Raw genomic sequence first — 13,822 nt, forward strand, 5'->3', positions numbered from 1 at the left:
TCTATTATACAATAGTCAAAGAATCCGTATCACTCTTGATATCTTCCACCTCTTTTTCTTCTGTTTCCAAAGAAATGTTAGAGCCAGAATTCTCAATCTCAAAAAAAATAGGCGATGAAGCAGACTTATCAGGATTTAAAGAAACCTTGACGACTCCTCCTCCTTTTTTAAGTTTTCCAAAAAGGATCTCATCAGCGAGTGGTACCTTAACATGCTCTTTAATTATTCGTTCTAAGGGACGTGCACCCATTTTCACATCATAACCATGACTGACAAGCCAATTAATAACTTCTTCCGAAAAATGAAAAGAAATCCCCTTTTCTTGCAACTGCAACTCTAACTTCATTATAAACTTATGCACTACTTGACGAATAATATCCGAAGATAATGGAAAAAAAGGAATAATAGAATCTAGACGATTCAAAAATTCAGGAGATAAAAAATTCCTTAAAGCCTCTTTGTCAGCATCATCATTTCGCGATGAACCAAAACCTATCCTCGCCTTAGACATTTCTAAAGCACCAGCATTAGTAGTCATAATCAAAATAACATTACGAAAACTAATTTTCTTTCCACTTTGATCAGTTAATATCCCATAATCCATGATCTGCAATAAAATATTTAAAACATCAGGATGCGATTTTTCAATTTCATCTAGTAAAACAACACTATATGGATTTTGGTCAACAGAATCAGCTAAAATTCCCCCTTGACCGAAACCTACATAACCAGGAGGTGCCCCAATTAGACGAGAAACAGCATGACGTTCCATATATTCCGACATATCAAACCGCAGAAGCTGTACTCCCAAAGCAAACGCCAACTGTTTGCTTATTTCTGTTTTACCAACACCAGTAGGACCAGAAAAGACATAACAACCTATTGGCTTATTTGGATCAGAAAGACCCGCTCGAGCTATCTTAATAGAAGAAGAAAGCTTCTTAATCGCTTCTTCTTGTCCATACACAACTGTTCCTAGATTTTTTTCTAAATTACTGAGAACAGAATCATCATCACGAGAAAAACTGGTTGTATGAATACTACGATTCATTGATGCAATCGTTTTTTTAATATCTTTCTCAGTGATAAATTTTCTTCTTTTCGATAAAGGTTGCAATATTTGCGAAGCACCCGCTTCATCAATGACATCGATAGCTTTATCGGGAAGTTTACGGGAAGTAAAATGGCGCACCGACAATTGTACTGCTGCTCTGATTGCCTCTTTTGAATATCGCAATTGATGATGCTCTTCGAAATAAGGCTTAATTCCCTTAACAATTTCAATTGCATCTTCAATTGACGGTTCACTAACATCAATCTTTTGGAAACGACGCACTAATGCTTTATCTTTTTCAAAAAACTGGCGATATTCACTATAAGTTGTTGACCCTATACAACGGACAGCACCAGAAGACAAAGCCGGCTTAAGAAGGTTCGAAGCATCTACAGAAATTCCAGAAGCAGATCCTGCTCCGACCAGCGTGTGTATCTCATCAATATACAGAATCGCATTGGCATAAGACTCAATTTCTTTAACAATCTTCTTAATACGTTCTTCGAAATCACCTCGATAACGCGTACCAGCAATAAGATTTCCCATATCTAAAGAAAAAATTCTCGCACCTAATAAGATATCTGGAACCATGCCATCTACGATCTGCTTAGCAAATCCTTCAGCTATAGCGGTTTTACCAACCCCAGGATCACCAACATACAATGGATTATTTTTTGAACGCCGACAAAGTATCTGTATAGTACGATTAATTTCTTCATGCCGACCAACAAGAATATCTACTTTGCCTTTTTTCACTTTTTCCGTTAGATCCACACAGTAAGCACTCAAGGCAGGGAAAAGATTAAGGTCTGTTTTCGCTTGATAATCATTCACAAAACCTTCACCATCTGAACCAGCAGAAGAACCATCTACATTTAATTTGGATTGAAAATTTGCAAACTCTTTCCTTTTACTTATACCATGCGAAATAAAGTTGACTGCATCGTACAAAGTCATTTCTTGTTCTTGCAAAAAATACGTAGCATGACTATCAGGCTCAGAAAAAAGTGCAACAAGAATGTTAGCACCTGTCACAATGCCCCTACCGGTCGACTGGACATGAAGAACAGCTCGCTGTACAACCCTTTGAAAACTAGAAGTAGGCTTGCATTCCACACGAAAACCATTCTTCAATTTATTGGAAGAATCATTATCTATATAGTTCAACAGGTTGTTTTTTAATACCTTAAGATCAACATTACAGGAAAGCATCACTATTGCTGCATCTGAATCATCAATCAAAGCCAACAACAAATGCTCTAACGTCGCATATTCGTGATTCCTTTCATTAGCCAAAACTAATGCTTGGTGTAAAACTTTTTCAAGGTTTTCTGAAAAAAAAGACAAGACTCAATCCTTACTTCTGTTCCATAATACACTGCAAAGGATATTGATGTTGTCGAGAGTAATTCATTACTTGATTCACTTTCATCTCAGCAATTTCATACGCATAAACACCACATTCACCAATCCCTTGATGATGAACTTTTAACATAATACACTTGGCAGTCTCATGGTCTTTGTAAAAAAAGTTTTGTAAAACATGGATAACAAACTCCATAGGAGTGTAATTATCATTGACAAGCAAAACCCTATATAACTTCGGAACGCGAACCTTAGAAGAGAATCTTACCTCAGAATCAAGGCAATTATCAAATTCAGCAATCCCCTTTTTATTCATACGGCTGTCGGCCATAAAAATAAACGACATTAACGCTAGAATCCCATCCCTCTTCACCCGATGATACATGGAACCATCGTCAAAAAGATACATAAACCTCTTACCATTCACAAAAAAATATTTTTATTTTTTGTCAAGCTATCACCTCACAGAAATTCTTAACATAACATCTACAGCAAGCATATTAATAAAACTCAAAGATCATCTTCTAGAATAGACATATCAAAATGATACGAAATTTCTTCTTCATCATCATTACGATAAACGAGACCAATAAATTCTGAATTCATTAAAACCTCAACTGAATCTGATTGATTCTCCCGTGATTGAACAGCAATACCAGAACCAAAAACTCTTTTAAGATATCTCTCTAATTTTTTAATTTCATCAGCGCGCATTCTTACCTCCATTCCAACAATCTTCCTTCAAAACCACTACGACAATTGTACAATATTACAGTCAAATAAGCGAGATATTGGAAGTAGAAGATAACAGCAATATTCAAGAGCTAATCTTCTTATTCAAGATATAGAGTCCCTTTCAACTGCACAAAACACATAATCACTGGAGTAAATATCCGAATAATCGACCAAAGATTCCAAGATGAAAGTATGTCTCCATCCTACTAATCCCACTAAAGCGGTGGAATCTCCTCATGCCCTTAGTTCATTCGCGTAAAAATTTACAACTCCTTGTTTAAATTGCTTATCACCAACTGCCAACAAATGATCCCTGCGACAAATGTTTAAATATTGACTAGATGGTATAAATGACATCAACTCTTGTGGAGAACCCGCTAAATCATCCTGAGATCCCACTGCAATTAACACTGGCACATCAATACGATATAAATCATCTTGACAAAAGGGCTTTCTAATCATCGAAAGACATGAAGCCAGTGCTTTTAAATCATTTCCAGGATCAAGATCAGCAAATTTTCTAAACTTCTTTCCCAAAGGATTCTGCACTTCATCAATAGATGGAAGCAAAAAAGAATCGATTAAGGATTGCCAATCAACAACATCCGAATCATATAGAACACTTCCCACTCCGCCCAAAATAACGGAACGTACATAAGATGGATAAAATAACACCATTGAACATGCTATACGTGCACCCATAGAATACCCCATAACATGTACCTTACTAATACCGAGATGCTCCAGAAGAGACACAGCATCTGCTGCCATGAAAACAAGACGATAATCATTCTCAATATATGATTTATCGCTCTTTCCATGCCCTAAATTATCAAAGGCAATAACTCGGAAACCCTGATCACACAAGAGCTGTATCCAACCCGAAAACAACCAATTAGTTTGGACAGAAGAAGCAAGTCCGTGAATCAATAAGATAGTTGGAGCATCTTTATCCCCCACATCATAAAACGCAAATTGGTATTTTCTCCAAGAACGGAAAAATTTAACTTCATTCATCATAAATATTTCTCTCGCTCATCATACTTTACCTTTAAAGTGATCAATGTTAAAAATACAGTATACAATTTAGCTTAATAGTTGCAATGTCTTGGCCAATATAGATGATCGATAAATTAAGGAAAAAATATATGGTTGACCATCCTATTCCTCATTTCCAAAATGATCGCGGGCATAGTAGGATAAAAATAGGCGTTAAAAAATTTATGTGCGCGGGAACGTCCCCTCCCTTAGATCATCCTCACGTTTTTATCAACATGGGAGAGGAAAACGAAAAGCATTGCCCTTATTGTTCGACGCTTTATCATTTTGATTCTTCACTTGATTCAAAAGAAACATTGCCCGTAGGATGCCTTCTATCTCTTTAGAAAATATGCTGTTAAAGGAAGTTTCTCATTATAAAAGATTCACCATCTATAGTGATAATCGGAGCAGGAATATCTGGATTAACTCTTGCTGCTTCTCTGGGTCATCGTGGAATACAGTCTTGCGTCCTTGAAAAAAAAGATCAGCTGTCCGACAGTGGATTTGGCATACAAATCTCTCCTAATGCTTCGCGCATACTTAAAAGAATCGGTATCCTAGATCAATTAGAGGATATCTGGATTGAGCCAGAAGACTTTGTTTTCCGCTCTGGATCTACCCTTAAAGAATTAAGCCGTTTCTCTTGTAAAAACTACTCACGCAATAACTGGGGAGGAATTTATGGGGTGGTAAAACGGCATACATTGCAAAAAATACTGTTGAATCATATCCAAACACAACCTTTAGCAAGATTACATTTATCAACTCATATCACCCATCCTGACTGTACTCAAATCTCTAAAATAAACAATCAGAAACCTGATTTACTGGTGGGAGCTGATGGGCTAAATTCGAATATACGACACTATATAGACACGCAACCTATAACATTTTCAGGAGATGTCGTCTTGCGTTGTCTGATTCCACAAAATAATGCCCCTGAATTTATTGATTTTCAATCCGTTAACATATTCTTCGGACCCGATTCCCATTTGGTTACCTATCCATTGCGAGAAGATAACACAATCAATATGGTTTTTGTCAGCAGCAAACATACCCTGAAAGACATCTCTTTCTTAAAAAGAAGCGAAATACATAAGGAATGGTTTGTAAAACATTTAACCAATTGGCATCAAGAAATAATCCAGCTAATTTTACAAATAAATGATACCCATCTCTACCCTCTATTTGAATGCGAATGTAAACATTGGCATAATAAAAAAAATGCAGTCCTAATTGGTGATGCAGCACATACATTATTACCTTTTGCCGCTCAAGGAGCCAATATGGCAATTGAAGATGCTTATGCTTTGTCCTATCTCCTCGGCAAAAAAACAATCCCCGCCGCTATTTCCGCCTATCAAAAAGTACGCGCTGTACGAGTGAAAAGAATTCGCTATCGTACAAAGTTAAATCAGCTACTGTTCCACATGCATAGACCAGCTAGTCTCTTCAGAAATGCTGGTCTCCGCTTAGGAATTCACAAACCCTTGCATAAGAGTTTAGATTGGATCTATCAATATAAAATACCCGAATAAATACAGCAACATTCTTCTAGATTTAGAGATCAATAGATTAACTACCATCCTCACCAGTGCTTCTATGGCATAAAATTATTCTATCATGTTACTTCAAAATTGAAGACAAACTTAATAAGCATACTTAAGATACTTAAAGTCCCTTTAGAATACTATTATCGCAATCCACATCTTAAAGATACTGCAATAGATAACTGAATCGCGAATCCAATATATCAGAATAAAAATTAAAGAGTACTGGCAAAATCACATTGCTCCCTTCTCTCCTAATACCACCATCAAAATTTTGGATCTCGTTAAATCTACGTAAAATAATCTACAACAAGAATACTATTTATTGTGTACCCCCCTAATGAAAAAAATATTTGTAGAAAATAAAAAGGTATTTAAAGGCTTCAAAGCCCAACCATTATTTTTATCCTTTAATATCGACGGTTTATTTGAAAAATATCTTGAAATTATACAACAATTGCTTAGTGTCATCGCATCATATGTAGAATAAGAGCAGTGCGCTGCCCTCTTGAATTATTTGTATTTTGCAAACCTGTTTGTAACGGTAGCTTTTCAGTATAGTCTGTGAGCGTTGGTTCCAGATTCGTATTTTACAACATAACAGCCCTTTTTTAAGAAAGGATAAACTCATGTATAAAGATTTTTTTGTCAGTATCCTTTGTTTGATCATTCTATTTTTTACAAGCTTTTCTACTAATGCTAGCATCTTAGGAGATATTAAGAAAAGAGGATTTTTAAAATGTGGGATTAATACTGGACTAGTAGGTTTTGCAGAAGTTAAAGCGAATGGCGATTGGAAAGGATTTGATGTTGATTTTTGCAGGGCTTTATCTTCTGCCATTTTTGATGATCCTTCTAAAATCCAATACCTTCCCTTGAATGCGAAGGAACGCTTTCTAGCTTTACAGTCCAAACAAATCGATATACTCAGTCGCAATACAGATTGGACATTACTCCGCGAAATTTCGCTAGGACTCGCTTTTCGTCCTATAACATACTTTGACGGACAAGGGTTTATAATGCACAAGAAAAAGGGAATCTCCTCAGTATCGCAGCTATCAGGAGCTTCTATTTGCGTCCAAGCAGGAACAACAACTGAACTCACCTTGGCGGATTATTTTAAAGCACACAACATGAAATATCACCCAATAGTGTTCGAACGCGTTGAAGAAATTGACGCTGCTTATCGTGCTCATCGCTGTGATGCTTACACAGGAGATATATCTGCTTTGTATGCCTTAAAACTTACTAATGATCGTCCGAGTGAACACGTAATTTTGCCAGATATTATTTCTAAATCTCCTCTCGCCCCTGCTATCATTCAGGGCGATACCGAATGGTATAATATTGTTTCATGGACTCACTACGCTATGGTAACAGCAGAAGAATTGGGTATTACTCAAAAAAATATTAACCAAGTAAGCAAGGATACCACCAATCCCGATGTACAGCGTTTTCTCGGAATCGACAAAAGTAGCAATATAGGAGAGGCTCTTGGACTCACGAAAGACTGGACTTATAGAATTATCAGACATATGGGAAATTACGGTGAAATGTTTGATCGCAATCTTGGAAATCAATCCGAATTAAAAATTCCACGCGGATATAATGCCTTATGGTCAAAAGGTGGGCTTATGTATGCTCCGCCTATTCGTTGAATTTTCTTGATTAAGAATGTTTATCAAATCGTGTAAAACACTAATTTATCAGAAGTAATGGAATTTGCAAAAAATGTCTTTAGACATACCTTCATTTCATTACCTAGAGGAAGTGATATATGATTAAAAATGCTCGAAAGACTGTAACCCGCTATTTTAGCAGAATGAAGTTTCTCTATGACATGCGCGTACACAACATATCGGTTCAGATCATACTTGCATTGTTACTTACAGTAATATTCTTGTGGTGTGTGAATAATGTATACAATAATATGGAGAAATCGAATCTATCCTTAGGTATAGGGTTCTTGAGCGAACGGGCCGGATTTGAAATAGATCAAGGTATTGTTCCTTATACAAGTGATTCATCCTATGCTACTGCCATCTTAGTTGGATTTGTCAATACATTCTGGTTGGCGTTCTCAGGTATGATTCCTGCTACTATCATAGGAACATTAGTGGGAGCAGGACGCCTATCCGCAAATAAACTTGTCGCATGGATTTGTAGAGTTTATGTAGAAGTATTCCGAAATATTCCGCCATTGGTTGTTATATTTTTCTTGTATAAATCTGTACTATCCGTTTTACCGATTCCAGATCATTCGATTGTGTTACCATTTGGAATGTTTTTGAATAATCGTGGACTCTCTTTTCCCACATTAACCATGGATACAAATGCTAAGATTTTTGTTTTTTCCTTTGTCTTAGGAATCGTTTTGAGCCTTTTTGCGACAAGATTATCTCGTCATTTTCATGAAAAGACAGGGAAAGCTCTCCCTTTACTTTACATTTCTACATTCCTGATATTTGGGTTACCGACGTTAGTATTGATTGCACTAAAATATCAATTGCATTTTGATAAGCCTGTGCTTGGTCAATTTAACTTTATAGGAGGAAGCACAGTAAGTCCTGAATTCATGTCTCTTTATATAGCCCTGTCGTGTTATACAGCAGCTTTTATAGCAGAGATTGTGCGATCGGGTCTTATTGCAGTCCCTCGCGGTCAAATGGAGGCGGCAATAGCACTTGGATTAACCCATAGGAAGGCCACTCGTTTGGTCCTTTTGCCACAAGCAATGCGCAGTATTATTCCTCCGCTTACCAGCCAATATTTAAACCTATTGAAAAACTCTTCTCTTGCTGTTGCTGTGGGGTTTGCAGATCTAGTATCGGTTGGGGGGACTATTATTAATCAAACGGGTCAAGCAATCGAAATTATTCTAATTTGGATGTTCATCTATTTAAGTCTATCAATCATGATTGCTCTGTTTATGAACCGTTTGAACGCTAAAATCGCTTTAAAGGAGAAAAAATGATTGATTCTTGTAAAGAGTTTCCTTACGTACGCAAACGATTATTACAACCTTCTTTACCTCCTGTATATCAACGTGGAATTATTGCATGGATTCATAAAAACTTCTTTGGCACACCAAAAGATATTTTGCTAACAGCGTTGATAATATGCTTGCTACTATTTTCAATCCCTGGAATTATCCACTGGGTTTTCTTAGACGCTGTCTGGATAGGAAGTAACAGAACAGTATGTACAACGGTATCTCAAGGCGGGATACAACCTGATGGTTGGAACGCTGCTTGTTGGGCTTTCATATATGATCGCTACGAGCAGTTTATATTTGGAAATTATCCTATGGCACAACGATGGAGACCTATTCTGGTTTTTCTAACTGGATCAATTCTCTTGACCCCTATGCTTATTCCTTCTTTTCCTCGTAAATTCCTCAATAGCATTTTGTTATTTGGTTTATTTCCGATATTTTCCTTTTTCGTTTTATACGGTGGCTTAGGTCTTAGCATTGTAGAAACATCATTATGGGGAGGATTGTTGGTTACGCTCGTAATTTCATTTTTTGGAATTATCATTTCAATGCCATTAGGTATTTTACTAGCATTAGGAAGAAATTCTAATATTCCAGTTTTACGATACGCGTGTATTACATTCATTGAGTTATTTCGTGGAGTGCCTTTAGTTACCGTTCTGTTTATGGCTAGCATCATGCTGCCATTATTCCTTCCGGATACATGGGATGTAGATAAATTGTTACGGGCTCTTTTGGGGGTTTCTGCTTTTGCATCTGCATACATTGCAGAAGTTCTGAGAGGAGGTCTACAATCTATTTCAAAAGGACAATTCGAAGCAGCTAATTCTTTAGGGCTAAGCTATCTTCAAAAAATGCGTCTTATTATCATGCCACAAGTAATTAAGCGCGTTATCCCAGGAATTGTAAATACTTTTATAGGGTTATTTAAAGATAGCTCTCTCATATCTATCATCAATATGTTTGATCTTCTAGGAATTGTAAGAGTAAACTTCAGTGAATCAACGTGGATATCCTCTGTTACTCCTACTACGGGATTGATATTTATCGGATTTGTATTTTGGATATTTTGTTTTAGTATCTCATTATACTCGGTATTTATAGAAAAAACTCTTCATAAAGGAAGCAAAAAATAAGGATTCTTGCAAAGATGAAAAATACTCCAATAAATTCCAAAAATCCTCCAAAGAATAATTTTGCTGTTGAAATAAAATTCTTAAATAAATGGTATGGAAATTTTCATGCACTACGCGATATTAACCTCAACGTACTACGTGGCGAGCGTGTCATCATTGCAGGACCTTCGGGATCAGGAAAATCAACTTTAATTCGTTGTATTAATCATATTGAAAAACATCAAGCGGGAGAGATTATTATTAATGGCATCCCTCTCAACGATGATATCAGAAATATTCATGAAGTTCGTCGCGATGTGGGTATGGTTTTCCAGCATTTCAATCTTTTTTCTAACCTCAGTGTTTTAGAAAATTGTACTCTTGGTCCTATTTGGGTTCGAAAAATGCCTAAAAAAGACGCTGAAGAGCTGGCAATGCACTATTTAAACAAGGTAAAAATTGCAGATAAATCTCATAGGTCATCCTCTTTATTATCTGGAGGGGAAAGTCAACGTGCTGCCATTGCACGCTCTTTGTGTATGCAGCCAAAAATTATGTTATTTGATGAACCAACTTCTGCACTAGATCCAGAAATGGTCAAGGAAGTATTAGATATAATGATCGAACTTGCAGAAGAAGGAATGACCATGGTTTGTGTAACGCATGAAATGGGTTTTGCTCGCCAGGTTGCTGATCGAGTCGTATTCATGGATCAAGGACAAATTGTTGAACAGAACTCTCCTGAAGAATTCTTCAATAATCCTCAACATGAACGCACACAAGCTTTTTTAAGTCAAATAATTTATTAGCTCATTCTAATAAGGTATATATACGTGTATTACGATCCTTTTCTAGCTATATTCAGTTAATTCACGAATTATTTTTTTAATAAACCGAGAATTTAACTTGATTAGTAGTAATATGTATATAACATATCTTTTTGTACGGTTTCGGAGTGTGGCGCAGCTTGGTAGCGCATCTGGTTTGGGACCAGAGGGTCGAGAGTTCGAATCTCTCCACTCCGACCATTGAAAAACCGTCCACTGAAGTATGCAATGTAGACCTGTGATAATATCTGGACTGTGAATATGTCAGCAAGAATTTACAACAGAAGCAAGACGTCTACCCAATCAGGTAGAAAAGGCCGTACTGGAAAGTGGGTGCTAGAGTTTGAAAAAATAACGCCTCCTTATATAGAACCTCTCTTGGGTTATACGTCTTCTAAGGATACTCTACAACAAGTAAAACTCTTCTTTCCATCTCTAGAAGCAGCGGAAAAGTATGCAAGCGATCATGGTATTCAGTATTGCGTGATCCCATCTTGTAAAGAGTCGCAAAAAGAACTTTCTTATCAAAGAAATTTTTCATATGATCGTCTAGAACCATGGACTCACTAAAATAGCTTTAACAACATAAAGAAATCGGCTCCTTAGCTCAGTGGATAGAGCGCCTGCCTTCTAAGCAGGATGTCGCAGGTTCGAATCCTGCAGGGGTCACCATTAAAGAAGATCAACGCTCCACTCTGCTATCTTATTAGCAAAATAAGTTTCGTATTTAATCAATACCATAATTGGAAGTAATTTATTTTAATTCCTTCTCTCCATCTCTTGTAATCTAGTTCCATCCTCTTCTGTACAATTTAATTTATATACCAATTTGTATCATTTAAAAAAAATTACATATCATTTTAAATCTTGAAACAAATAAGCACCTATTTATTACAAATTTAAATTGAATTTTATTAGTAGTTTATATGTCGTTGTATTTTAGGTAATTAGGATAATATAACAATCTATAAGTGTATTGTACACTAATGTAGTCTGAATACAATCTAAAATAAGTTAATGATTTATAGGAATACCATTTTAAGTACATGTTAACACATTACAATTTATAGATGATTTTTATTTATGTTAGTTATATATTTATAAAAAATACTATTTTAAGCATTGACTAGTATAGGAGAATAGTGAAAAATTTACAATCTATAATTTTTTTATTTATCTTTTTATTGATTATTCAGTATAACTATAAATCAAGAGTTGTATTGCAGTCTACAGATAATTGTATCAGGCTGTATCAGTAATTGATGAAAGGATTATTCCAGTGAATATCAAAAAACTCTTAATTGTGTCTCTATTGTCATCTACTGCTATAATCAGCGGTTGTGATTCACATTCTGGTGATGGTGTGCATTAAAAGTATGACTGACATAGCTAAAGCTCAAATAAAAGAAAATCAACAAAGGGACAATCACAAAGCTCTTTTAGCCTCAATTGACAAAGTTATGAGTGAAAAAACAAAAGATGACGAAAATTGATTTAAAATAGCTGAAGCTGCAGCAAAAAAAGCTATGGCTGAATTAGAAACAGCTCAGGCTGAAGCTGATGCTAAAATAGCTGAAGCAAAAGCTAAAGATAGCGGAAATCAAGCTGAAATTGACATAGCTAGGTCTAATGCTAAGGATAAAACTGACTTAGTTCGTATTGCAGAAGCTAAATATAAATATAGATCTGACATAGTTATGGCTATAGAAAAGAGCAAAGCTGATGCGATTAAAACTATGGAAGATAGAAAAGCTAAAGTAGGTGTAGCTAGACAAGAGAGAAAGGCTAACGAATCTAAAGATGCGGCTACAATTATCACTACAGCAACTGTAGAGAATACAAAAGTTGTGGAAACTAAAGAAGCGGGGAAAACTGCACGATCTTAAATAAGGTAAATTTAAAACAAGCCACTCAATAATGATGAAAGACGAAAGGGAGAATTCTTACAGGAATGCTCCCTTTCTTTGCTCTACTCATTACTAAAAGGAAACTTTGGATCTTAGTGGTTCGTCAATCACTATGAAGTCAGTAGTCATTTCTGACTCGTGTACACCTATTAAGTATTCGGACAATATTGGTTACACTGAACCAGCCGATATCGTCTTCTAGTAGCATCATAAAAAAAATCTCTGTAGTTTAAATTTTTAGAATATTATTTATCTTGTATATGAGTCCATCTTCTGTTAGTTGAATGTAGTACGTAAAAAGCGGTCGTGGCGGAATTGGTATACGCGCAGCGTTGAGGTCGCTGTGGGGCAACCTGTGGAAGTTCGAGTCTTCTCGACCGCACCAAGAATGGCTTCTTTATGGAATTATTATCAAGGAATGCTCTTAATACTTCAATGTTTCCTATGGAAAATATATCTCCCATTCGTTGGTGGGTGATGGATAATCCTGTTGATTACGAGGAATCTCAAATCATTATGGAACGTGAAATCCAACGCATCTCTTTAGGCAATGCCGAAGAATTGGTTTGGCTTCTCGAGCATCCCCCCCTCTATACTAGTGGCACGAGTGCTATTTCCGATGATTTGCTATCTCCTAAAAGTCTTCCTGTTTATACTACAGGACGTGGAGGTGGATATACTTATCACGGACCAGGACAACGCATCATTTATATCATGCTTAATCTCGCAAAACGTCGCAAAGATTTACGCTGTTTTGTGGCAGCCCTCGAAGAAGTTATTATACGCACTCTTAAAATATTGGGTATAGTAGGTGAAAGACGTGAAGATCGTGTTGGAATTTGGGTAGTTCGCTCAAATAAAACACGAGACAATCAACTGTTACTAATTGAAGAAAAAATTGCTGCCATTGGAATACGAATACGAAAGTGGATATCGTTTCATGGACTTTCACTTAATATTTCCCCAGATCTAAGCTATTATACTGGAATCGTTCCTTGTGGTATTAGCCAACATGGCGTGACTAGTTTAAAGGAATTAGGTTATAGTTATTCAATGAAATATATCGATACGCTTATTCGCAAGTCATTTGAAAGCGTTTTTGGCCCAACAATTTTGCATGAATATGCAAACATAAATGACGTAATATCAACAAAACAAAGTGAGAAAAAATAGATCAACCGTTATCCAATGACTAATCAGTAAAACCTGCCATTAAAATAAGTTATACTGCTA

Annotated in this window: 13 protein-coding genes and 3 tRNA genes; 12 read left to right on the plus strand and 4 right to left on the minus strand. The window is 36.2% G+C overall.

The features are described 5' to 3' along the window. Nucleotides 1-4 precede the first annotated feature (4 nt). The 4 genes from clpA to CD16_RS00195 form a co-directional block, all read right to left on the minus strand. Nucleotides 5-2,401: an ATP-dependent Clp protease ATP-binding subunit ClpA gene (gene clpA / locus CD16_RS00180; protein WP_012778383.1), complete on the minus strand. Its 2,397-nt coding sequence runs from the start codon at nt 2,399-2,401 to the stop codon at nt 5-7. A 10-nt stretch (nt 2,402-2,411) separates the two neighbouring features. Continuing rightward, nucleotides 2,412-2,828, minus strand: a complete 417-nt coding sequence (gene clpS / locus CD16_RS00185; protein ID WP_012778384.1) for an ATP-dependent Clp protease adapter ClpS — start codon at nt 2,826-2,828, stop codon at nt 2,412-2,414. Nucleotides 2,829-2,929: 101 nt separating this feature from the next. Next, complete coding sequence (locus tag CD16_RS00190) at nt 2,930-3,145, minus strand: DUF3126 family protein (protein WP_012778385.1); 216 nt, start codon at nt 3,143-3,145, stop codon at nt 2,930-2,932. A gap of 243 nt (nt 3,146-3,388) precedes the next feature. Beyond that, entirely contained in the window at nt 3,389-4,174 is a 786-nt protein-coding gene (locus CD16_RS00195; protein ID WP_012778386.1) for an alpha/beta fold hydrolase, read from the minus strand. Nucleotides 4,175-4,302: 128 nt separating this feature from the next. Here CD16_RS00195 and CD16_RS00200 point away from each other — a divergent pair, with 128 nt between their 5' ends. From CD16_RS00200 to lipB, 12 genes are all read left to right on the plus strand, one after another. After that, nucleotides 4,303-4,539: a zinc-finger domain-containing protein gene (locus tag CD16_RS00200; protein WP_012778387.1), complete on the plus strand. Its 237-nt coding sequence runs from the start codon at nt 4,303-4,305 to the stop codon at nt 4,537-4,539. A gap of 51 nt (nt 4,540-4,590) precedes the next feature. Continuing rightward, nucleotides 4,591-5,733 carry an FAD-dependent monooxygenase gene (locus tag CD16_RS00205; protein ID WP_012778388.1) on the plus strand — a complete coding sequence of 381 codons (1,143 nt, stop codon included), beginning with the start codon at nt 4,591-4,593 and terminating at the stop codon, nt 5,731-5,733. Between the two features lie 641 nt (nt 5,734-6,374). After that, nucleotides 6,375-7,403: an amino acid ABC transporter substrate-binding protein gene (locus CD16_RS00210; protein ID WP_012778390.1), complete on the plus strand. Its 1,029-nt coding sequence runs from the start codon at nt 6,375-6,377 to the stop codon at nt 7,401-7,403. Nucleotides 7,404-7,522: 119 nt separating this feature from the next. Further along, nucleotides 7,523-8,719, plus strand: a complete 1,197-nt coding sequence (locus tag CD16_RS00215; protein WP_012778391.1) for an amino acid ABC transporter permease — start codon at nt 7,523-7,525, stop codon at nt 8,717-8,719. After that, on the plus strand, nt 8,716-9,876 hold the full coding sequence (locus tag CD16_RS00220) for an amino acid ABC transporter permease (RefSeq protein ID WP_012778392.1): 1,161 nt from the start codon (nt 8,716-8,718) through the stop codon (nt 9,874-9,876). The genes CD16_RS00215 and CD16_RS00220 overlap by 4 nt, the downstream gene beginning before the upstream one ends. Before the next feature lie 14 nt (nt 9,877-9,890). Then, nucleotides 9,891-10,664: an amino acid ABC transporter ATP-binding protein gene (locus CD16_RS00225; RefSeq protein ID WP_012778393.1), complete on the plus strand. Its 774-nt coding sequence runs from the start codon at nt 9,891-9,893 to the stop codon at nt 10,662-10,664. Nucleotides 10,665-10,806: 142 nt separating this feature from the next. Next, nucleotides 10,807-10,883, plus strand: a tRNA-Pro gene (locus tag CD16_RS00230). Nucleotides 10,884-10,943: 60 nt separating this feature from the next. Then, a complete protein-coding gene (locus tag CD16_RS00235) occupies nt 10,944-11,252 on the plus strand; it encodes an NADH dehydrogenase ubiquinone Fe-S protein 4 (protein WP_015452317.1) in 309 nt (102 codons plus the stop codon). 26 nt (nt 11,253-11,278) lie between these two features. Beyond that, nucleotides 11,279-11,354 (plus strand) — tRNA-Arg (locus tag CD16_RS00240). Between the two features lie 854 nt (nt 11,355-12,208). Continuing rightward, entirely contained in the window at nt 12,209-12,568 is a 360-nt protein-coding gene (locus CD16_RS00245; RefSeq protein WP_012778396.1) for a hypothetical protein, read from the plus strand. A 321-nt stretch (nt 12,569-12,889) separates the two neighbouring features. Next, a tRNA-Leu gene (locus tag CD16_RS00250) sits at nt 12,890-12,974 on the plus strand. A 14-nt stretch (nt 12,975-12,988) separates the two neighbouring features. Next, a complete protein-coding gene (gene lipB, locus CD16_RS00255) occupies nt 12,989-13,762 on the plus strand; it encodes a lipoyl(octanoyl) transferase LipB (RefSeq protein WP_015452318.1) in 774 nt (257 codons plus the stop codon). The last annotated feature ends 60 nt before the right edge of the window (nt 13,763-13,822 follow it).

Source organism: Candidatus Liberibacter asiaticus (assembly GCF_000590865.3).
GTDB lineage: Bacteria > Pseudomonadota > Alphaproteobacteria > Rhizobiales > Rhizobiaceae > Liberibacter > Liberibacter asiaticus.